The organism is Antarctobacter heliothermus, assembly GCF_002237555.1.
Lineage (GTDB): Bacteria > Pseudomonadota > Alphaproteobacteria > Rhodobacterales > Rhodobacteraceae > Antarctobacter > Antarctobacter heliothermus_B.
This window is the reverse complement of sequence record NZ_CP022541.1, coordinates 243,158-263,888: the sequence shown is the minus strand read 5'-3', so window position 1 is coordinate 263,888 and position 20,731 is coordinate 243,158. Positions and strand designations below refer to the sequence as shown.

The window sequence follows — 20,731 nt, the reverse complement described above, 5'->3', positions numbered from 1 at the left end:
CTGTCTGCGGTCGCCCTCAGCCCTGTCGACTCAGGGGCGTGACGCGGTCGCGGAGTTGCTTCCGCCCGGCTGCCGTGTCGTCGATACATCTTCGCCCGGCGTCGCGCAGTTGAGCTGCACGGACGGTCGCATCGGATTTGTCTTGAACACGGGAAACTGACGTGACGACCCTTCCCCTGAAGACATGCCTTGCCGTGCTGCTGGCCGCTCTGTCTCTGATTGCAACCGAGACCTTTGCCGCCACGTCCGACAGCCACCGCTCGACCCCTGTCGTTGCCCGGCTGATCACCGCGCAGAACGGTGTCGCGCCCGGATCACGAACCCTCGCCGCCGGGTTGGACCTGAACATGGCGGAAGGATGGAAGACCTACTGGCACACACCGGGCGAGGTCGGCACACCGCCCCGCGTCGACTGGTCCGGCTCGACCAACATCGCCGAGATCGATTTCCAATGGCCCGCGCCGGAACGCTTCACTTCCTTCGGCATCCAGAATTTCGGCTATCATGGCGAGGTCGTGTTCCCCTTGCGGATCACGCTGAAACAGCCCGGCGTCGCAACCCGGCTGCACGCCGCCGTGTCGCTGCTGGTCTGTTCCGAGATCTGCGTGCCCGAGGATTTCGTCCTGACGCTCGACCTGCCGCAGGGCAGCGGCATCGATCAGACCTCTGCAGACCGGATCGGGCGTTTCGTGGACAAGGTCCCGCAAGAGGCCCCTGTCGCCCGGATCACCTCAGCGCAATTCCATGTGGATGACGCTGCGCGCAGCCTGACCATCGCGCTGCGCAGCACCAAAGCCTTCGACGCGCCCGACATCTTCCCCGAGGCCGGTGATGGCGTCGCCTTCGGTGCACCTGACATACGGCTGGGCGATGACGGAAGCCTGCTTTGGGCGCAGCTTCCGATCCTGTCCTCCGTCCCGTCCGAGGCACCGCTGATTACCGTGACCGACGGGGCCGATGGCGCCTATACGGTGCCCACGACATCGGTGACGCGCGCCCCTGCGCCGCCCTTCCGTCTGGCGACGCAGCGGACCAGGGCGGGGAAGCTGGTCGGAATCGCCGCGCTGGCCTTCCTTGGTGGCCTGATCCTGAACGCAATGCCCTGCGTGCTGCCTGTCCTATCGATCAAGCTCTCGACTGTCCTGCGCCACGATCCGCAGGATGGCCCGCGCATCCGCCGCGGTTTTCTGGCGGCCGCCGCCGGGGTCATCACCTTCATGTGGGGGCTTGCGGCGGTTCTGTATGGGTTGAAATGGGCGGGCGTGTCCGTGGGCTGGGGCGTGCAGTTTCAGAACCCTGTCTTCCTTGCGGTGCTGATCGTTGTCATGACGGTCTTTACCGGCAACCTGCTGGGCGCGTTCGAAATCTCCCTGCCGTCGCGGCTTCAGACGCGCATGGCCAATAGCGGCGGCGGAGATTTCGCCACCGGCCTCTTCGCGGCGGTCATGGCGACGCCCTGTTCAGCGCCCCTGCTGGGCACCGCCATCGCCTTTGCATTGGCCGGAAGGGGCCTGGATATCGCAGTGGTCTTTATGGCGCTGGGGCTGGGACTGGCGCTGCCCTACCTTCTGGTCGCCGCGTGGCCGGGGATGGTGACGCGCCTCCCTAAGCCTGGGCGCTGGATGCTGCTGGTCAAGGCGGGGCTGGGGCTGATGCTGCTGGCCACCCTTGGATGGCTGGTCTGGGTCATGAGCGGCGTCGCAGGGGCGCGGACCGCGCTGATCGTGCTGGCATTGGCAATGGCGGTTACGGGGCTGCTATCACTCAAACGGATGTCACCGGGTCGGCGCCTGTCCAGCGCTGCGCTGCTGGCCGGGCTGGCTCTGGTGGCCGCCCACATGGTGTCCGCGCCCGAAGCCACCCCCGTGCCGACCAACGGCGCGCTGGCGTGGCAAAGCTTTGCCCGCGCCGAGATCGCGCGGCAGGTGTCGAACGGAAAGGTCGTCTTTGTCGATGTCACCGCGGATTGGTGCCTGACCTGCAAGGCTAACAAGGCGTTGGTGCTGGAACGCGACCCCGTGCGCACTGCGTTATCCGCCGATGGAATCACGCTGATGCAGGCCGACTGGACGCGCCCGGACGACGCCATCTCGCGCTATCTCGAAAGCTTTGACCGCTACGGCATCCCCTTCAACGCGGTCTATGGACCGGCCGCGCCTGAGGGTATCGTCCTGTCGGAACTCCTGACGACCCAATCCGTGCTGAAGGCTCTCGATCAGGCAGCCTTGCCGGACTGACGTGGAATCATTTTATTTTCCGAATGTGTTCGAGCTATAGTTGGTCTGCAATTCCGCGTCAGAGGGCATGGCCATGTCGGTCGACCGAAAAGAACACTGGGACACCGTCTATGGCAAAACTCCCGAGACCCGCCTTAGCTGGCATCAGGACGACCCGGCCGTCTCGCTCAACCTGATCCGGATGGCCGGGATCACCGCCGGCGCATCGGTGATCGACATTGGCGGCGGAATGTCCCGTTTCACGGACACAGTGCTGGCGATGGGGTTGCGCGATGTGACAGTTCTGGACCTGTCGCATGTGGCCTTGGATGCCGCGCGCGATCGACTCGGGTCCTCCGGGCGCAGCGTGACATGGCTTTGCCAGGACATCACCAGCTGGTCCCCAACGCGAACATACGACCTGTGGCATGACAGGGCGGTGTTTCACTTTCTCACCGCTCCATCCGACAGGGCCGCCTATATCGAAAACCTGACACGCGCCGTCCGGATCGATGGCCATGCCATCATAGCCACTTTCGCGCCGGACGGGCCGGAACGGTGCAGCGGACTGCCGGTCGCCCGCTACAGCCCCGAGGATATTGCGGCGCTTTTGGCCGAAGGATTCGTGCTGGTGGCGCATCGCCGCCACCTGCACGTCACCCCGAAAGGCACGCAGCAGGCCTTCCAATACAGCCTGTTGCGCCGGATCGGCTGACTTCATTCTCGCCCGATTTGCGCCAGTTTCGCCCGCACGTCAGCCTTGCGCGGATCACCCTCAGGCAGCAGCGCATCCGTGCGAAGATACGCCTCCCGTGCCTTGTCCATCTCATGCAGCACGCCATAGGCATTCGCCAGCCGCAGCAATCCGTCCACATCGTCCGGTTCATCCTAAAGCCGGATCGCGAGGCGATCCACCATGGACTGGATGAAAGCCGACCTGTCGCCTTCGCTCATCTCCTGTGCGGCGGCGATATCGGCGGCACTGGGGCCAGGGCGACCGGAGCACGCGACGCGATGGGCGCCCGGCCGAGCGTCTCCCCATACGCATTGGCCTGCGCGATATAGGTATCCATCCAGCGCTGATATCCCGGCGTCTCGTCCAGTCGCGCGGTCAGGCGGTCATGGGCTACAGAGATCTCCCAAGCCTGTGTGTCTGCATCGCAATGTAGGGTGACAGGGCTGCTGTTACTCAGCCGCCTGTCCCTGGGTCCGCGCCTGTCCGGCGCGGCGCTGCTGGCCGGGCTGGCGCTGGTGGCCGCCCCCTTGGTGTCCACGCGCCGAACAGCGGCGCTCTTACCTGGCAAAGCTTTGTCCGCGCCGAGATCGCGCGGCTTGTGTCGAACGGGCAGGTCGTCTTTGTCAATGTCACCTCGGACTGGTGCCTGACCTGCAAGGCCAACAAGGCGCTGGTGTTGGAACGAGACCCTATGCGCGCGGCATTGTCCGCCGACGGCATCACCCTGATGCAGGCCGACTGGACGTGCCCGCACGATGCGACTTCCTGCTATCTCGAAAGCTTTGACCGTTACGGCATCCCCTTCAACGCGGTTTATGGACCCGACGCGCCAGAGGGCATTGTCCTGTCGGAAATTCTGACCGAACAATCCTTGCTGAAGGCTCTCGATCAGTTTTCAACAACGTTACACCTATCCCCCGCCCGTCAAACGGATTGGCCGTACCGTCCGACCAGCCAACAAAAAACGATTGCCGTGCTGGCCCAAAGCGTCGCCTGCACCGCCAGCGTCGATGCACGAAATTGCCAGAGCACATCACCCGGAAAAGCCGGATCCACCTCGTGGAACGAGGGCAGCACGATTGCTGCCCCGGTCATGACTCCAGCATAGATTGCGGCCCCGATCAGCATCTTGCGGTGCCGGGAAGGGACGCCTTTCACCGCCGAGACGGCAAACCCGAGCGTTGCCAGCGACAGGGCCAGAAAGGCGAAATAAGCCAGCGTGCGTGCCCCGATCGTTTCGGAGTTGCCTACTGCGGGCGGATTCCCCGGAAACTTCAGCATGGGAACGACGATCACCGCGGCGAATCCCAACGCCGTGATCCAGCCCACCGTGGCTCGTGTCGATCCATGCAGGAACCGTCCCCGCGCCACAGCAAAGCTGATCGCCAGGATCCCGCCCAAGGCCGCACCGATAGCCGCAAGACCGACGAACAATCCCGGCCCAGCTTGCAAGCGGCGCGACATGCCAACCGCATCGGGATGATTCGGTGTATCAGCCGCGTGGGCGTGACTGTCGGCGACTTCTAGGGCGATGGCCGCGTCCAGCGCGGGTTCTCCAACGAGTCGCGCCACGCCGAACGTCACCACGGACGCCAGCAACCCGGCCAGCAGGCCGAACACAAGAAGACGTGTCATGCCTGTATCTTAGTGGCAGGGAAAGCCAAGAAGGTGGCGCGCATCATGCACGAATTCATGCACGTCTGTCCCGTGGAAAACGGACCATGCGCCCTGTTCTGCACCGACGAAATAGACCACCAAGACAGCCAACAGCGAAGCCAGGGCCGCCCAAGGGGCAATGTCCCGCAGCGGGATGGCGGGAAGATCGCTAGAAACGGCGGGACGGGTTGCGACAGTCATTTGGCACTCCTTTTGATGACGCGTCATGAGTATTCCCGGGGACCCGTGTCTGACTTACGCATGCGCGATCACAGTGGCGCGACCGTTCCGGATTCTCACCGGCTTCCGTGTTCCCCTACACTTAAGCACTAGGTCAAACTGCGCTCTCATGCCAACGGTTTCTCTCTTCACCTGTTCGAAAGTTCCACTATGCGCCTGATCCTTGTTGCCGCTCCCATGTCTGTACATCACCCCTTTCGCCTTGCCGCGGAATTGAGTGCTGCGCAGTTGCAGCGGGCGCGTACCCTTTCTGACCGGCTTCGTGGCAGCGTTTGCTGGACCGCGCCGGGAACCAGCGCGGTAGCCCTCGCGCTCGGGATGCAGCCGAACGACTGCCCGGCGCTCGGCGCGCAGGATTTCCGACGCTGGCCCGACATGACCCTGGACGAAATCGCAGCCAGCGATCCCGAATCGCTTTCGCTTTGGACCCGTGATCCTGAGATGCGTCCCGACGGGGGTACGTCACTGATCGACCTCTGCACAGCCGTGCGATCTTGGCTGGACCAGATGGCCTCCTGCCCTGCAAATCGCGTGGTGGCCTTGGCGACCCCGATCGTGCTGCGCGCGGTCCTTGTCAGCGCGCTGGACCTGCCGCCAATTGCCGGATTGCGGCTGGATATCCAGCCGCTCGTCCCGATCCACCTGGCACATGATGGTCTACGATGGACATGGCGACCCGGCACCCTGGACTGATCACGGCTTATCCAGGCCTGCGATGCTCGCCCGCACGTCAGCCTTGCGCGGATCACCCTCAGGCAACAGCGCATCCGCGCGAAGATAAGCCTCCCGCGCCTTGCCCATCTCATGCAGCACGCCAAAGGCATTCGCCAGCCGCAGCCATCCGCCCACGTCGTCCGGTTCGTCCTGAAGCCGGGTCGCAAGACGATCCACCATGGACCGGATGAAAGCCGCCCTGTCCCCGTCGCTCATCGCTTGCGCGGCGGCGACATCGGCGGCGCTGGGGCCGGGGGCGACAGGCGCACGCGCCGCGAGGGCCGCCCGCCCGAGTGTCTCCCCAAACGCATTGGCCTGCGCGATATAGGTGTCCATCCAAGGCTGGTATCCCGGCGTCTCGGCCAGTCGCGCGGTCAGGCGGTCATGGGCCGCCGCGGTATCCCCCGCCTGCGCGTCCGCAATCGCCAGGTAGAACGCCGCCGCCGGATTAAGCGGGTCGAGCGTCAGCGCCCTGTCCAACGCAGACACCGCGTCCGGCGTGACGGTCCCGTCATTGGCCCGGATCATCGCCTCAGCCAGCATCGACCATGTTGCCGACTCCGCGTCGTCGCGGGCAGAGGCCGTCCGGAAGGCCTCGACCGCCTCGTCGAACTGGCCCATGCGCGCATAGGTCTGCCCCAGCATCATCCAGCCCTCGGTCGGGCCGCCATCGGGTTCGGCCATCAGCTTGTCGCGCAATTGCCCTGCCAGCTCGGCAATCCGGCGCGCGTCGGCGCGATCGTCAGCTCGGTCGGCAAACGCCGCTGCTGGCACATCCGGCGCTCCGGCAACCGCGTAGTAGCCAAAAGCCATAACAGGGACAAAGACTGCCGCAAGGATCAGCGCTCCGCGCCCACCCGACGTCGCGACGGACTGTTGGTCTGTGCACCGCAGGACCTGCGCCATGCGGCGGCGGATTTCCCGCCTTGCAGCGTCGGCCTCGGGTGCAGAGACTAGACCGCGCGCCATGTCGCGGTCGACCTCTTCGAGCTGGTCGACAAGAACCGCCGGAACTGCGTCGGCACGCTGGATCAGTGACGCTCCTGCCCGCCGAATTGGAAGCAGCGCGATGGTCAACCCCCCAAGCGCCATGGCGGCGAAAATACCCCAGATCATTCCGATCCCTCCTGTCCATATCGATCCATGGCCGCTGCAATGCGCGCCTCGTCTTCCGGATCGAGCGGCGCGTCTGCGCGCCCGCGTCGGGCCCGGCCAATACTGAGCCCTCCGGCCAGCAGCGCCGCACCGATCAGGACAAGTGGTGCAAGCCACAGCACCACAGTCCGGCGTGTGAAAGGCGGTTTTAGCAACACGAAATCGCCAAACCGCGCGTGGATATAGTCGATTACCTCCGCGTTGCTGTCGCCCGCGGTCAGCCGTTCACGCACGAGCAGTCGCAAATCCCGCGCCACCCCGGCATTCGAACTGTCGATGTCCTGGTTCTGGCAGACCACGCAGCGCAGCTGCTTGGAGATCACTCGGGCGCGCGCCTCAAGCGCCGGATCGGCAAGGATTTCGTCCGGCTCTACAGCCAGTGCGAGTATGGGCAACAGCGCCAGAAGCGCCGCGATGACCACCGCCTTCATGACAGGTCGCCTTGTGCTTGCTGCAGGGCAAGCGTGAATTTCGCCACTGCGTCCTCGCCCACGATCGGCCCGACATAGCGATACAGCACCGTGCCGTCGCCGCCGACGATGAAGGTTTCCGGAACGCCGGAAATGCCCCATTCGATACCCGCCCGCCCATCAAGGTCAGAGCCGATGGCGCTGTAGGGGTTGCCCAACTCGGCCAGCCAGCGCACGGCGTCCTCGGGTTTGTCCTTGTAATTGATGCCCAGCAGGCGCACTCCGTCCCGTTCGACGAACCGCGACAAAACTGCGTGTTCGGCCTTGCACGGCACGCACCACGAGGCAAAGACATTGACCACGACGGGACCGGGATTGCCCGACAGGTCCGCCGTGGCAAGGCCCGGCACGTCGAGCCCCGGCACCGGGTCAAGCGTAAAGTCCGGCACCGGGTGCGTGATCAGAACCGACGGGATGTCGTTGGGATCACGTTCCGGGTCCAGCCCCCAAAGGAAAAAGGCCCCAAGTATGGCGGCTAACACCAGCGGCAGCCCGGCAATCAAGCGTTTCATGGTCTTTCCTACTCGACAGGCTGGGGATGCGGACGCCGCGCCCGGCGCGGCGCTCCCACGCGCAGGCGGCGGTCCGAAAGCGACAGTGCACCGCCCAGCACCAGCATGCCCGCACCGATCCACAGAAAATTTACCAACGGTTCATAAAGAATGCGCAAAGTCCACGCGCCGCCCTCGGCTGCCGCGTCCGAGGCCGGTTCGGTGATCGAGGCGTATAGATCGCCTGCGAGGGTTGACCGGATCGCGGATTCCGTGGTCGTCGACCGGGCCACAGGATAGCTGCGCCGTTCGGGTAACAGCGTCGTCACGTAGCTGCCATTGCGCCAGACTTTCAGCCGACCCTGATCGGCAAAGTAATTCGGCCCGCGCCGCTGTTCGACACCCTCGAACAACACCTCGAACCCGGCGATCTCGACGCGGTCCCCCGGCCGGACAAAGGCGATTTCTTCGCTCTTCCAGGCGCTTGACCCGACCATTCCCAGTATGATCACCGCAAGCCCGGCATGGGCCAGCGTCATGCCATGCGCGGCCCGTGGCACTGCGCGCGCGCGACGAGCCGACTCGGTCAGCGGGGCGACGAACAACTTGATCCGCAGCGCCCACTCCCGAAGCGTCGCCAGCAGCAACCATAGCGCTGCCGCAACTGCCACATAGGCCAGAACAGGTGCACCGGTCTGCACATACCACAGCACCAAGGCCGCAGCCACGCAGAGCAGCGCAATGAAACGCACCCGTTGCAGCACTCCGGCGATGTCCGCGCGCTTCCATGACAAGAATGGCCCGACCCCCATGAACAGCACGAGCACCAACATCATCGGCACGAAGGCCGCGTTGAAGAACGGTGGACCTACCGAGATCTTGTCGCCGGTCAGCGCCTCGAGCAGCAACGGATAGAGCGTTCCAAACAGCACCGTCCCGGTCGCCGCCGCGAGGATCAGGTTGTTGAGCAGCAGACCCGCCTCGCGGCTGACAGGCCTGAATAGGCCGCCGCCCTCCATCTCTGGGGCACGCCACGCATACAGCGCCAGCGACCCGCCGATGGACAGGCCCAGCAGCCCAAGGATGTACAGCCCGCGTTCCGGATCGACGGCAAAGGCATGGACCGAGGTCAGCAGACCCGACCGCACGATGAACGTGCCCAGAAGCGACAGCGAAAAAGTCAGGATCGCCAGCAGGATCGTCCAGCTTTTGAAGGCGTCGCGCTTTTCCGTGACGATGGCGGAATGCAGCAGCGCCGTGCCCATCAGCCACGGCATGAAGCTAACATTCTCAACCGGGTCCCAGAACCACCAGCCGCCCCAGCCCAGCTCGTAATAGGCCCACCACGATCCCAGTGCGATCCCGGCCGTCAGGCTGATCCACGCGGCCAGCGTCCAAGGCCGCACCCAGCGCGCCCACGCGGCGTCGACACGCCCTTCAAGCAGGGCTGCCACCGCAAAGGAGAACACAATGGAAAAGCCGACATAGCCGAAATACAGCAGCGGCGGATGCATGGCGAGACCGACATCCTGCAACAGCGGGTTCAGGTCGCTGCCATTGGCGGGTGGCGGAAAGACCCGCTCGAACGGGTTCGAGGTGAACAGCAGGAAGCTCAAAAAACCCACGCTGATCCAGGCCTGAATCGACAAGACGCGCGCCTTCGTCTCGGCGGGGATGTTCGATCCAAACAGCGCCACGCTTGCGCCAAAGACCGTAAGGATCAGCACCCACAGCAGCAGCGAGCCTTCGTGGCTGCCCCATGTTCCGGCGATCTTGAACAATATCGGTTTCAGGGAATGCGAATTCTCAACTACGTTCAGCACAGTAAAGTCGCTAACCACGAAGGAGCGCATCAACGCTGCAAAGGCTAGCCCGACAAAAACCACCTGTCCCATAGCCGAGGACTGCGCGGATTGCATCCACACCAGGTTGCCCCGCGATGCGCCCAGCAATGGCAGCACGCCCTGAACGATGGCAAGGGCCAGCGCCAATGCCAGTGAAAAATGTCCGATTTCCGGGATCATGCTCGGCCCTCCTCGGGGGTGTCGCGGTTATTTGTCCAGCGCAGCCTTGCGTTGCTGGAATTCTTCTTTGTCGATCTCGCCACGCGCATAGCGTAGGCGCAGTTCCTCGAGCGCATCCGGCACGGCTGTCCCGGTGTCGCCGCGGCCCGACAACCGCATCACGGCCAGAGCCACAGCCGCAATCACCAGCCCCCAGAACAGCAGCATACCGAACCCGCCAAAGCCAAATCCGTAGCCCCCCATGTCGGTGCCATTCATCATGCCGTCACCGGCATCGGCCACCGCATGTCCGGCTGCGGCCATCGCCACGCCCAGTGCAATCAGGATCTGTCTCATGGCGTTTCCCTTTCGGTGTTTGCCGCAAGTCCGCTCGGCAGCCGCACTCGCGCCCGCAGCCCACCTTCGGGTCGATTCGAAAGCGTGACATCGCCGCCATGCGACTGGATGATTGTCCGGGCGATCGACAGCCCCAACCCGTGCCCACCAGTTTTCAGAGAGCGCGACTCTTCCAGCCGCACGAACGGGTCAAAGACCTTGTCCAACTGGTCTTCGGGGATACCAGGCCCGTCGTCGTCGAGGGTCAGCACGACCTCTCCGCCTGTCTTTTGCCAGTTGATCCGCGCCGCTTGGCCGTAACGCAGGGCGTTCTCGATCAGGTTGCGTAGCGCGCGACGCATGGCATTGGGACGCAGGTGCAGTTCTGTGTCGTCGGGTCCCTGCAGGGCGACCTCAGCGGGCAAGGTCTGGCACAGCCCGCCCAGGTAGTCGCGTAGGTTGACGCGTTCGGGCGGCTCCGACCCGGTCAATCCACGCGCGAATGTCAGCGTCGCCTCGACCATGCCCTGCATTTCCTTGACCGAGGTGATGATGCTGTCGCGCGTTTCGTCGTCATCGACCATTTCGGCGCGCACCCGCATAGCCGTCAGGGGCGAGCGCAGGTCATGCCCCAGCGCCGCCAGCATCCGTGTCCGGTCATTGACGAAGCGTGTCAGGCGTTCCTGCATCCGGTTGAAGGACACCGTCAGGTCGCGGACTTCCGTCGGGCCGGCGACTGGCAGTTCGGGCACGTCCTCGCCCCGCCCCAGCCGGTCCGCAGCCCGCGCCAGCCGCCGCAGCGGTCCGGTCAGCCGCGCCATGACGAACCAGACTACTACGATCAGCAGCACAGAGGCTGACAGGGCAAAGGCCAGCATGGATTCCAGCGGCCATTGGATCGGCGGGCGTTCGAACCGCGTCCCAACGTTCAGCCAGCGCCCCCCGGAAATGGCGATGGACAGGTTCATCTCGATGGCCGTGAGCTCGCCCCGCATCATCGCCATGTGCATCTCTGTCATCTCGCGCGACAGATTGGCGAGAGGCATCAGTTGCCCCTCGATCTGGTGCAGCTCGACACGGATGTCGCGACTATAGCTGTCATCCAGCAGGGCGCGGATGCGGCTTTCGACCAGCCCGCCATGGAAATGGTCGCTGTGCTGGACCAAGGCTTTCTCAGACAGGTCGAACCGCACGAGGGGCGAACTGGCCGCACGCAAGATCGAGGCGTGCAGATCGGGCGGCGCCTCTTCGATCAGACGCGCCACATTGGCGGCGCGGCCCGCCGCTTCAAAGCCAAGCGCTGCGCGGATCGCGAGGCTGCGCTCGTCTGCGAACAGCAGCAAGCTGATGATCTGCGCCACGGTCAGCGCCGCCACGATCAGCAGGACCAACTGCCAGCGCAGGGTCATCGCCGCTCGCAAGCTCATGCCCCGGCCTCAACGTCGCAGGCAAGGCTGTAACCGCCATTGCGCACCGTCTTGATGATGCGGGGGCGCAGCACGTCGGGTTCGATCTTGCGGCGCAGGCGGCTGATCTGGTTGTCGATGGTGCGATCCAGCGGTCCGGCCATACGGCCCGCCGTCAAGTCCAGCAACTGATCGCGGCTCAACACCATGCGCGGACGTTCCAGAAAGACCGACAGCAGCTTGAATTCGGCACTGGTCAGCGGCGTTTCCGCGCCTGCGTCTTCGCGCAGCACCTGCCTGTCGGTGTCCAGCAGCAAGTGGGCAAAGCGCACCGTCTGACCCGCCAGTCGCCCGGCCATGGGGGCATCGCGAGAGGTCCGTCGCAGGACCGACTTGATCCGCGCAAGCAATTCGCGGGGGTTGAACGGCTTGGCCAGATAGTCGTCCGCCCCCAGTTCCAGCCCGACGATCCGGTCGGTTTCCTCGCCTAGTGCGGTCAGCAGGATGATCGGTAGGTTGCCCTGCGGCGACAGGCGGCGACAGACGGACAGACCGTCCTCGCCCGGCATCATGACATCCAGCACCATCAGGTCGAACTGGCCGACCGCAAGGCACGCATCCATTTCGGCCGCATCCTTGGCCGCCGTGGCGCGAAGGCCGTTCTTTTGCAGGAACCGCGTGACGCTTTCGCGGATCTGGGCGTGATCGTCGACCACGAGGATATGCGATTGCTGTCTCATGCGCCCCCTTCTAACGGACCGGGCGCGAGAACTTTACCGGTCGATTTGTAGCGGTTTGTATCACGCCCCGACTTTGCGACAGATCGTTACAAATCCGGGGCTGCATGTCGCCCCCAAACGGCGTTTGACTAGGGTCGGAAACGCCATAACCAATTGCAAGGAGCACAAGATGCCCCGACTGAAAAAAGCCGCCTCTGTTCTTGCCGTTCTGGCACTGACTGCAGCGCCCGCGCTCGCGGACGCAGACCACCACACCGGAAACGGCGCCGGCCCGACGGGCAAAGACAAGGCCAGCCCCCAAATGAATGGGGACATGCACAAGAACATGATGCAGATGATGATGCAGATGCACGCGGGCGGCGATTTGCCGATGAAGGGCATGGGGTCCTTTTCTATGGGCATGATGGACCGCGACATGATGCAGATGATGCTCCCCATGATGGGTGCATCAGGCGGTGGCGTGGGGGACATGCGCGACATGATGCAGCAAGGGTTGAAGTCCCATGACGGCGACGGGGATGGCAGCCTGAGCCTAAAAGAATTCGCCGACTGGCACGCACAAATGATGCGCGAGACGATGGTTGACCGGTTCCAGCATCTTGATGCCGACGGCGACGGCAAGATCACCGGCCCCGAAATGCAGGGTATTGCTGGGCGGATTGGCCCCAAGTCAGGCATGATGGATCCAACGCAGGAATAAGCCAGTTACACCGGCATGGCCCCCGCTACCGGGCCATGCCGCACTGAAAGGAGACTTGCCATGAGTTATACCGATGACCGCCTGCTGAGCGGAGTGTCGATGGACGACGCTGACATGCGGGTGTGCGCCGCCCTGTCCGAGGCCGGGTTCGGCGTGCTGACCGAAATCGACGTCAAAGCGACGATGAAGACGAAGATCGACGTCGAGATGGACGGCTACCGCATCCTTGGCGCCTGCAATCCCAAGATGGCCTATGAGGCCCTCGGGCTGGAACCACGCGTCGGCGCGATGCTGCCCTGCAACGTCATCCTGCGCGAGGTCGAGGGCGGCACCGAGGTCAGCGCCATCGATCCCGTCGCTTCGATGGCGGCGATCGACAACGACCAATTGCACGCCACCGCTGGTCAGGTGCGCGATATGCTGGTGAGGGCCGTCAATGCGGCCTGATTGCTCACGACGGTTCTTGCTGACCGGGCTGGCGGCCTCGGGCGGGGGGCTGTTGACACTGCCCGCCCGCGCGCAGGGCACGGGCGTATGGTCCGCCGATCAGGCCTATGACGCGCTGCTGAATGATGCCGCGCGGGTGATCGATATCCGCTCTCGCGAGGAATGGCAGGAAACCGGGATCGGCGCCGGGGTCTGGCCGATCAGCATGCACGAAGCCCGCTTTGCCGAGCGCCTCTTTGCGGCCCGCGCCTTGGCGGAAGAGCGCACCGTCGGGCTGATCTGCGCCACGGGCGGGCGGTCACTGTCGGTGCTGGGTGCGTTGATGCGCGCGGGCTACTCCGGCTATTTCGACATCTCCGAAGGGATGCTCGGCTCCGGGGAGGGGCCGGGCTGGATCGCTGCCGGGTTGCCGGTCGTGCCGCTGGACGCGGCGCTTGCATCCTTGCCAGAGGCGCTGGTCTGACATGCCTGTGCGGAGCGCGGATCAACCCAAGGCGGCGCTCCGCCCCTGGGCGTGGATCGCGGCGGCGCTGCTGGGCGCGCTGGCCCTGTACTGGCTTCTGGGTGGCCAAATTCCGACAATCGAGCGGGCGCAGATCGAAACCTGGGTCGATGCCGCTGGCCCGTGGGGGCCTGTTGCCGTTGTCGGGCTGATGACTGCCGCCGTTGTCGCGAGCCCGATCCCCAGCGCCCCCATCGCGCTGGCTGCGGGCGCGGCTTATGGGCACTATGCCGGGGCGGCCTATGTCGCTATCGGGTCCGAGATTGGAGCGGTCATCGCCTTTGTCCTCGCGCGGACCCTCGGGCGTGGCACGGTCGAACGTCTACTGGGTCGCAACGCAGATCGCGGGCTGTTCGGCTCTCAGAACGCGCTGACGCTGACGGTTTTCGTCAGCCGGCTCCTGCCTTTTGTGTCGTTCGACGCGATGAGCTATGCCGCCGGGCTGAGCCGCCTGCACGCCTGGCGCTTTGCGCTGGCGACGATGGCTGGCATCCTGCCTGCCAGCTTCGTTCTGGCGCATGTGGGCAGCATCGCCATGCAGGGCGATTTCGGGTCGGCGGAATGGCTGGCCCTCGGCCTCGGGCTGGTCACGGCAGTGCCGCTGATGGTGCTGGCCTTACGCGCTCGGCCAGTCGACAAGAGGAACATGGAATGAGTTCGGATTTTCGCAAGAACAGCCTGACCCTGCTAGATGCCATCGCCATGGGCACCGGCGTGATGATCGGCGCCGGGATCCTCGCACTGACCGGTCAGATCGCGGCTTTGGCGGGGCCGTTCTTTCCCTTTGCATTCATCGCCGGGGCCGTCGTCACCGCCTTCAGCGCCTACACCTATGTCAAGATGTCGAACGCCTACCCCTCTGCGGGCGGGATCGGGATGATCCTGCAAAAGGCCTATGGTCCTACGACCGTCGCCGCTGGGGCCGCCCTGCTGATGGCGCTGTCGATGGTCATCAACGAAAGCCTCGTAGCGCGGACCTTTGCCACTTACCTGCTGCGCGGGCTCAACATGCCGCGGGACACATGGCTTGTGCCCGCCATCGGCGTGAGCGTCATCGTCTTTGCCTGGCTGGTCAATGTCGCGGGCAACCGGTCCGTCGGCTGGCTGTCAGTGCTGATGGCAGCGCTGAAGGTCGGGGGCATCACCGTTTTCGGCATTGCCGCGCTTTGGGCGGGCGGGGTCAGCTTCGAGGCGACCGGGGGACAGCAAGACACCGGGGTCACCGGCTTTTTCGCGTCGATGGCGCTGGCGATCCTCGCCTTCAAGGGGTTCACGACCATCACCAACAGCGGAGCCGAGATCACAGACCCGCACCGCAACGTTGGCCGTGCCATCATCGTTTCCATCGCCGTCTGCACGCTGGTCTACCTTTTGGTCGCTTTTGCCGTCGGCAGCAGTCTGCCGCTGGACCGGATCGTTGCTGCGCAGGACTATGCGCTGGCCGAGGCGGCGGAACCGGCCCTTGGGCAGACGGGGTTCTACCTGACCGTTGGTTTGGCGCTTGTGGCGACGGCCTCTGGCCTGATCGCCAGCGTCTTTGCCGTGTCGCGCATGCTGGCCATGCTGACCGAGATGCGGATGATCCCGCACAGCCATTTCGGCATGCCTGGCGTCATCCGCGACCACACTCTGGTCTACACGGTTGTGATTGCCGCGCTGCTGACCATCTTCTTCGACCTCGGGCGCATCGCGTCTCTGGGGGCGTTCTTTTATTTGCTGATGGACATGCTGATCCACTGGGGGGTGTTCCGCAATCTGCGGACGCAGGTGGGCGCGCGAGGCTGGGTCTTGCTGACCGCCATCGGATTGGACGCCGTTGTGTTGGCCGCCTTTGCCGGGATGAAATGGCAGGCCGACCCGTGGATCGTGGTGATCGCAGTTGTCGGAATGGTCATCGTCTTTGGCTTCGAGCACGTCTTTCTGCGACGGCACCCGCCTGAAGCGCAGCACCAACACAGCGCTTGACCTTCCAGTTGCTGGAGGAGTCATGACTGATCCGGGAAAGGAATCCGAATATGTCCGACCATGCCCACCACCATGCGCATCACGCCCCGATCCCCGACGGGACCCGGACGGCCACTGACCCGGTTTGCGGCATGACATTCGCGGTCAAGGACGACACCCGGACGCAGACTTTCGGTGGAGAGACATATCTTTTTTGCTCAAAGACCTGCGAGGAAACCTTCATGGCCGACCCGTGGCTTTTTGCTTCCGGCAATGCCGACAAGGCAGGCCAAAAGGCGCAACCCGGCACGCAATGGATCTGCCCCATGCACCCCGAGATCGTCCGCGACAAACCGGGGGCCTGCCCGATCTGCGGCATGGCGCTGGAGCCGATGCAACCCAGCGACGAACCGTCCGAAGAACTGACTGACTTTACCCGCCGGATGTGGATCAGCGCCGCGGCGGCGGTGCCTCTGGTCATCCTGACGATGGGAGAGCTTGTCGGCCTGCCCGTCCGCGACTGGCTGGGCCACCGTGTCGCGACCTATATCGAATTCCTGTTGGCCACGCCCATCGTCCTGTGGGCCGCGCTGCCGTTCTTCAAACGCGGGCTGGATTCGTTTCGAAACCTGTCACCCAACATGTGGACGCTGATCTCGCTTGGGGTCGGGTCGGCCTATGTCTATTCGATCTTTGCCACTTTCCTGCCCGGTGTCTTCCCCGAGGACTACCGGATGGGCGAAGGCGTCGGCACCTATTTCGAAGCATCGGTCGTCATCGTCACACTGATTTTCGTCGGGCAGGTACTGGAACTACGCGCGCGCGAACGCACAGGCGATGCGATCCGCGCTCTGCTGGACCTTGCGCCAAAGACCGCCCGCCGCATCCTGCCCGATGGCGAGGAATACGATGCGCCGCTGGAAAACGTGGTCGCGGGCGACATGCTGCGCGTCCGTCCTGGCGACAGCATTCCTGTGGATGCCGAAGTGGTCGAGGGCCGGTCCTCGGTTGATGAAAGCATGATCACCGGCGAACCTGTGCCCATCGAAAAGACCGCAGGCGACCGCGTCACCGGCGGCACGATCAACAAGAATGGCACGCTGGCAATCCGCGCCAAGCAGGTCGGTGCCGACACAGTGCTTTCCCAGATCGTCGACATGGTCGCGGGCGCCCGCCGGTCGCGCGCGCCGATCCAAGGTCTGGCAGACCGGGTTTCGGCGGTTTTCGTGCCCACTGTGGTCGGTATCGCGACGCTGGCCTTCTTTGCGTGGCTTTTGAACGGGCCTGACCCGGCGCTGGCCTTTGCCATCACAGCTGCCGTTTCCGTGCTGATCATCGCCTGCCCTTGTGCGCTGGGGCTGGCTACGCCGATCTCGATCACCACCGCCGCCGGGCGTGGCGCGCAGGCGGGCGTGCTGATCAAGGACGCCGAGGCACTGGAGCGCATGGCCCGCGTCGATACTGTCATCGTCGACAAGACCGGCACGCTGACCATGGGCAAGCCCACCCTGACCGACGTGGTCGGCCTGTCGGGCACGAATGAGGCGGACGTGCTTGCCTATGCCGCCGCGCTGGAACGCGGGTCCGAACACCCTCTGGCCGAAGCGATCTTGAAGGGCGCGCAGGACAGGGGCGCTCCGCGCCCCGCATCGTCCCAGTTCGATGCGGTGACGGGCAAGGGCGTCACCGGGCGGGTCGAAGGCCGCGATGTGGCGCTTGGCAACCCAGCGTTGATGGTGACGCTGGGGATCGACACCTCTGCCGGGGACGCGGCCGCCGATGCGCTGCGCGCGGACGGCAAAACGGCGATGTATGTCGCCCTTGACGGAACGCTGGCCGGTCTGGTTGCCGTAGCCGACCCGATCAAGGAGACGACCGCCGACGCGATCCGCGACCTGCACGCGCTTGGCCTCCGGGTCATCATGGCGACGGGCGACAACCAGCGCACCGCCGAAGCCGTCGCGCGACAGCTCGATATTGACGAGGTCCGCGCGGGCGTATTGCCCGAGGACAAGCAAGCCCTTGTCGAGGAGTTACGCGCGCAAGGCGCCTATATCGCGATGGCGGGCGACGGGGTGAATGACGCCCCTGCCCTTGCCGCCGCCGATGTCGGGATTGCCATGGGCACCGGCGCCGACGTGGCTGTCGAAAGCGCCGGGATCACGCTCTTGGGCGGCGATCTAACCGGCATCGTCCGCGCCCGCAAACTTGCCACTGCGACGCTACGCAACATCAAGGAAAATCTCTTCTTCGCCTTTGCCTACAACGCGGCGGGCGTGCCCATCGCGGCGGGCATACTGTACCCGTTCTTTGGGCTTCTTTTATCGCCGATGATCGCGGCTGCGGCGATGAGCCTTTCTTCCGTTTCGGTCATCGGCAATGCGTTGAGGCTGCGTCGTGTTGACCTGTGAGGCCAGGCAGATACTGCCCAGATACCGATAGAATAGGTCTGCGTTCGTCGCCTTTGAATACCGGAAATGGTGCTCATCGAAAGATTCGGCCATTTTGCAATCGCCACTCGCTTGCCTCGCTTCGGATCGAGAGTTTGAATTCATTCGTCTTCTATCGTTGTTGTCATTGAATTGCCCTCTGTTCGGTCCCAATCGAGCCATCATTGCATACGAGATGCCGCTGGTTGGGGGGCATCCACCGCGTCAGTTCATAGGCTCATACAGCACGCCCTGCACCTCGCCGTCGAACCAAGCTGGCTGGAGGTCGCCGTTATCCCATTCGTAGAGGTAGCCGACCAGCGCGCCCGAGGTCTTGGAGAGGATCCGCATGGTGGGTGTGCCGGTCAAACGCGGGGCTTGGGACATTGCACTCTCCTCTGAACTCGTGATGCAAAGCGATTGATCTGTAGCGCTGTCACATTCTTGTCGGCGTCTTAGGAGCGTTATGCTGCACCTGCAACATGCAATTTGCGGTTGATAGATGCAATGCGCGGAATTTTCCGGCAAAACGGAAAAATATCTTTGAATTCAATGATTAATCACCTGGGCTCGTGTCGACTGCCGCGTTCCCCATTGGCGAATCTTCGCTCTGCGCCGCAGCGTCAGCCAGTTCCGCAAGAATCCTGTCGATCTCCTGCCATACCAGCGGCTCCAGCTGGCCACGGATCAGCGACCACTTGCTGCAGACGTCGAGCGGGTCCTCGGTGGCCATGATCGCGGTTAGGGCCTCCGCATCCACGGCCACGGTCGTTCGCATCCGCCAGGAAGACGGTTTCGCAGTCCGGCCGCTTCTCGGGGGAACGAACTCCGGCTTCACTTGCCAGTGCGTTGTCGCGCGTCTCAGCGCGGCACGGACGACATGGGCCGGATTGATGCCACAGGCGTTTAAGGCTTCTGACTGGCGCTCCAGAGCTGTCACCCGCACATCCACCTTCCGGGTGCGCGCGGATTGAGGCTGCGCAACACCTGGCGAAGGATTAACGACATCAGGGACAGCTTCGGCATGGGGCGCCGGTGGCCGTTCGGGCGTCATCAGCTCTGACCCCTCGCCTGCCCGCGTCATCCCAACCCCATCAGGCTCGGGCCTCGTGACCTCCTGGCGTTGCGGTTCGACAGGCGTAGCGACCTTCAGACCTGCGGCATAGCCGGGGTCCGGGCGCTTGATCGTCGGGATCTTCTTGCGCATCGCGTCAGGCCGCGAGGACGTTGTTGAGGATGTCGGTCGCTTCCTCCAGCGCCTCGACCATGCGGCGGACATGGGGACGCATCAGCGGGTTCGGATCGGCCTGCTTCCGCAGCGCGATGGCACTCTCGATCAGCGCGGCATCCGCCTTGGTGGTCTTCGGGTCGACCATGTTCAGGACGACGTGGTGCCGAGGTAGCGCGGAGGCGTCGTCGACGCGCGCCGCGAGCTGCCGGAACCAATCCACTGTCTGGCCGCCGACGTCGAAATCCGAGGTCGAGAGCATGACCGGGGTGACGATGTGATCGGCGAGCACCGCGATCTGTCCGTTTCCGCGCACAAGCTCGCGACGATCATCCTCGACGGCATCGCCTGGAAGGACGGCTACAACGGTCTCGATCGCGGCACCGCGGCGTTCACGCTGTCCACGCTTGCCGAGATCATGGGTGTAACCCGCCAGCATCTGACGACCCTGCTAGCGGAACTCGCGGCATCGGAGCTTCGCATCGAGCGCTGGAAGCCGAACGGAAAGTTCGCGCCGTGGCTCTTCCGCTTTGGCTGCGTTTCCGACGAGGTGCCGCAGCATCTGGCGTCAACTGGGGGCGACACATCACTATCTAGAGAATCTAATAACAAAACTATCTTCTCCGGGAAGATCGAGATCGCCCCTGGCTCGAACGTCCATCGCACCACATGGGCGGCGCTCATCAAGGCGGCGAAAGCCGCCCTGCCTTGCTGGAACGTCGATACGCAGGCGATCTGGGATCGCTTCATGGCCTTCAACGAAGCTCGCGGAAACACCTGCGTCCCGGCGGGTTTCCTCCTGGGCTTCATGCGGCGTTGGCAGACATCGGTTGGGCGACCGCCGGCAGCGCCGAGATCCGTCAGTTGCCCCAGATCGGATACAGGCAGTGCCGAAACCGAGCTGGTACGTCTGACGCGCTCTGCGCCGGTTGCGAACCGTCAGTTTCATGCCGCCGACCTGCAGCGCAGGATCGGAGCGGCGGCCTACGAAGCGCGGGTACTCGACGTAATCCGCAAGTTTGGATGTCAGAGGTTTTCAGCGACGTTGGCGGTTCACGGGCGGGCGGTGTTGGCAGGAGAGATTGCGCGGTAGCGTGCTTGGAACATCGAGCTTTTTAAGCTTTTAAGTCACCGCTACCTTGGCACATTCGATGCCGCCGGGGGGCGTCCACCTCATCGCTTACTCTTGATCTTGAGCGCGAAGCAGCGAAGGAGCTGCCAGAAGCCCAACGACTGTTGAGACAAAATGGCGCCGCGTTTTCTTTTTTGTCAGTCATGTGCCTTACCTCGCCCTTCTGCTGGCGAACGGATGCGACCT

The 20,731-nt window shown here is 64.1% G+C and carries 23 protein-coding genes, 1 pseudogene and 1 riboswitch; of the genes and pseudogenes, 11 read left to right on the top strand and 13 right to left on the bottom strand.

Translation table 11 applies throughout. The features are described 5' to 3' along the window. Positions 1–161: 161 nt before the first annotated feature. Positions 162–2,237 (top strand): protein-disulfide reductase DsbD family protein, encoded by a 2,076-nt coding sequence (locus tag ANTHELSMS3_RS23820; RefSeq protein WP_254694954.1) that lies wholly within the window; start codon positions 162–164, stop codon positions 2,235–2,237. A gap of 73 nt (positions 2,238–2,310) precedes the next feature. Further along, on the top strand, positions 2,311–2,931 hold the full coding sequence (locus ANTHELSMS3_RS23815; protein ID WP_094037604.1) for a class I SAM-dependent methyltransferase: 621 nt from the start codon (positions 2,311–2,313) through the stop codon (positions 2,929–2,931). 2 nt (positions 2,932–2,933) lie between these two features. On the opposite strand, the gene ANTHELSMS3_RS25715 is transcribed toward ANTHELSMS3_RS23815, so the two are convergent. After that, positions 2,934–3,089, bottom strand: a complete 156-nt coding sequence (locus ANTHELSMS3_RS25715) for a hypothetical protein (protein WP_157733639.1) — start codon at positions 3,087–3,089, stop codon at positions 2,934–2,936. A gap of 461 nt (positions 3,090–3,550) precedes the next feature. Between ANTHELSMS3_RS25715 and ANTHELSMS3_RS26170 the strand changes: the two are divergent. Beyond that, positions 3,551–3,715, top strand: a pseudogene (locus tag ANTHELSMS3_RS26170) (thioredoxin family protein); the annotation flags it as partial. 161 nt (positions 3,716–3,876) lie between these two features. Here ANTHELSMS3_RS26170 and ANTHELSMS3_RS23800 read toward each other — a convergent pair. Next, positions 3,877–4,587, bottom strand: coding sequence for a CbtA family protein (locus ANTHELSMS3_RS23800; protein WP_094037507.1), 711 nt, complete (start codon positions 4,585–4,587; stop codon positions 3,877–3,879). Between the two features lie 9 nt (positions 4,588–4,596). Further along, positions 4,597–4,809: a CbtB domain-containing protein gene (locus ANTHELSMS3_RS23795; RefSeq protein ID WP_094037506.1), complete on the bottom strand. Its 213-nt coding sequence runs from the start codon at positions 4,807–4,809 to the stop codon at positions 4,597–4,599. Between the two features lie 23 nt (positions 4,810–4,832). Further along, positions 4,833–4,966, bottom strand: a riboswitch (cobalamin riboswitch). A 32-nt stretch (positions 4,967–4,998) separates the two neighbouring features. Between ANTHELSMS3_RS23795 and ANTHELSMS3_RS23790 the strand changes: the two genes are divergently transcribed. Further along, the gene (locus ANTHELSMS3_RS23790; protein ID WP_094037603.1) at positions 4,999–5,541 is read left to right on the top strand and encodes a histidine phosphatase family protein; all 543 of its coding nucleotides are present in this window, start codon (positions 4,999–5,001) and stop codon (positions 5,539–5,541) included. Here ANTHELSMS3_RS23790 and ccmI read toward each other — a convergent pair whose 3' ends face one another. The 7 genes from ccmI to ANTHELSMS3_RS23755 are packed head-to-tail and all read right to left on the bottom strand — an operon-like array spanning position 5,542 to position 12,163. Beyond that, positions 5,542–6,678 (bottom strand): c-type cytochrome biogenesis protein CcmI, encoded by a 1,137-nt coding sequence (ccmI, locus tag ANTHELSMS3_RS23785; RefSeq protein WP_094037505.1) that lies wholly within the window; start codon positions 6,676–6,678, stop codon positions 5,542–5,544. After that, complete coding sequence (locus ANTHELSMS3_RS23780; RefSeq protein WP_094037504.1) at positions 6,675–7,148, bottom strand: cytochrome c-type biogenesis protein; 474 nt, start codon at positions 7,146–7,148, stop codon at positions 6,675–6,677. Before ANTHELSMS3_RS23780 ends, ccmI begins: the two co-directional genes overlap by 4 nt. Continuing rightward, positions 7,145–7,699 (bottom strand): DsbE family thiol:disulfide interchange protein, encoded by a 555-nt coding sequence (locus ANTHELSMS3_RS23775; protein WP_094037503.1) that lies wholly within the window; start codon positions 7,697–7,699, stop codon positions 7,145–7,147. The genes ANTHELSMS3_RS23780 and ANTHELSMS3_RS23775 overlap by 4 nt, the downstream gene beginning before the upstream one ends. 8 nt (positions 7,700–7,707) lie before the next feature. Further along, on the bottom strand, positions 7,708–9,702 hold the full coding sequence (locus tag ANTHELSMS3_RS23770) for a heme lyase CcmF/NrfE family subunit (RefSeq protein ID WP_094037502.1): 1,995 nt from the start codon (positions 9,700–9,702) through the stop codon (positions 7,708–7,710). Between the two features lie 27 nt (positions 9,703–9,729). Further along, entirely contained in the window at positions 9,730–10,038 is a 309-nt protein-coding gene (locus ANTHELSMS3_RS23765; RefSeq protein WP_254694953.1) for an SHOCT domain-containing protein, read from the bottom strand. After that, positions 10,035–11,444: an ATP-binding protein gene (locus tag ANTHELSMS3_RS23760; RefSeq protein WP_254694952.1), complete on the bottom strand. Its 1,410-nt coding sequence runs from the start codon at positions 11,442–11,444 to the stop codon at positions 10,035–10,037. Before ANTHELSMS3_RS23760 ends, ANTHELSMS3_RS23765 begins: the two co-directional genes overlap by 4 nt. Next, positions 11,441–12,163 (bottom strand): response regulator, encoded by a 723-nt coding sequence (locus tag ANTHELSMS3_RS23755; RefSeq protein WP_094037501.1) that lies wholly within the window; start codon positions 12,161–12,163, stop codon positions 11,441–11,443. Before ANTHELSMS3_RS23755 ends, ANTHELSMS3_RS23760 begins: the two co-directional genes overlap by 4 nt. A gap of 169 nt (positions 12,164–12,332) precedes the next feature. Between ANTHELSMS3_RS23755 and ANTHELSMS3_RS26165 the strand changes: the two genes are divergently transcribed. The 6 genes from ANTHELSMS3_RS26165 to ANTHELSMS3_RS23725 are packed head-to-tail and all read left to right on the top strand — an operon-like array spanning position 12,333 to position 18,167. After that, positions 12,333–12,863, top strand: a complete 531-nt coding sequence (locus tag ANTHELSMS3_RS26165) for a calcium-binding protein (protein ID WP_254694951.1) — start codon at positions 12,333–12,335, stop codon at positions 12,861–12,863. A 60-nt stretch (positions 12,864–12,923) separates the two neighbouring features. Beyond that, a complete protein-coding gene (locus tag ANTHELSMS3_RS23745; protein ID WP_094037500.1) occupies positions 12,924–13,310 on the top strand; it encodes a DUF302 domain-containing protein in 387 nt (128 codons plus the stop codon). Beyond that, complete coding sequence (locus tag ANTHELSMS3_RS23740; protein WP_254694950.1) at positions 13,300–13,773, top strand: rhodanese-like domain-containing protein; 474 nt, start codon at positions 13,300–13,302, stop codon at positions 13,771–13,773. The genes ANTHELSMS3_RS23745 and ANTHELSMS3_RS23740 overlap by 11 nt, the downstream gene beginning before the upstream one ends. A 1-nt stretch (position 13,774) precedes the next feature. Beyond that, entirely contained in the window at positions 13,775–14,467 is a 693-nt protein-coding gene (locus tag ANTHELSMS3_RS23735) for a TVP38/TMEM64 family protein (protein ID WP_094037499.1), read from the top strand. Then, positions 14,464–15,777 (top strand): APC family permease, encoded by a 1,314-nt coding sequence (locus tag ANTHELSMS3_RS23730; protein WP_094037498.1) that lies wholly within the window; start codon positions 14,464–14,466, stop codon positions 15,775–15,777. Before ANTHELSMS3_RS23735 ends, ANTHELSMS3_RS23730 begins: the two co-directional genes overlap by 4 nt. A 50-nt stretch (positions 15,778–15,827) precedes the next feature. Then, positions 15,828–18,167 (top strand): heavy metal translocating P-type ATPase, encoded by a 2,340-nt coding sequence (locus ANTHELSMS3_RS23725; RefSeq protein ID WP_094037497.1) that lies wholly within the window; start codon positions 15,828–15,830, stop codon positions 18,165–18,167. A 243-nt stretch (positions 18,168–18,410) separates the two neighbouring features. On the opposite strand, the gene ANTHELSMS3_RS25705 is transcribed toward ANTHELSMS3_RS23725, so the two are convergent. The 3 genes from ANTHELSMS3_RS25705 to ANTHELSMS3_RS23715 form a co-directional block, all read right to left on the bottom strand. Further along, positions 18,411–18,572, bottom strand: a complete 162-nt coding sequence (locus tag ANTHELSMS3_RS25705) for a hypothetical protein (protein WP_157733638.1) — start codon at positions 18,570–18,572, stop codon at positions 18,411–18,413. Positions 18,573–18,741: 169 nt separating this feature from the next. Continuing rightward, complete coding sequence (locus tag ANTHELSMS3_RS23720; protein WP_094037496.1) at positions 18,742–19,392, bottom strand: hypothetical protein; 651 nt, start codon at positions 19,390–19,392, stop codon at positions 18,742–18,744. 4 nt (positions 19,393–19,396) lie between these two features. Beyond that, positions 19,397–19,705: a hypothetical protein gene (locus ANTHELSMS3_RS23715; protein ID WP_254694949.1), complete on the bottom strand. Its 309-nt coding sequence runs from the start codon at positions 19,703–19,705 to the stop codon at positions 19,397–19,399. On the opposite strand from ANTHELSMS3_RS23715, the gene ANTHELSMS3_RS23710 reads away from it, so the two are divergent. Next, on the top strand, positions 19,691–20,506 hold the full coding sequence (locus tag ANTHELSMS3_RS23710; RefSeq protein ID WP_094037599.1) for a hypothetical protein: 816 nt from the start codon (positions 19,691–19,693) through the stop codon (positions 20,504–20,506). The genes ANTHELSMS3_RS23715 and ANTHELSMS3_RS23710 overlap by 15 nt on opposite strands. The last annotated feature ends 225 nt before the right edge of the window (positions 20,507–20,731 follow it).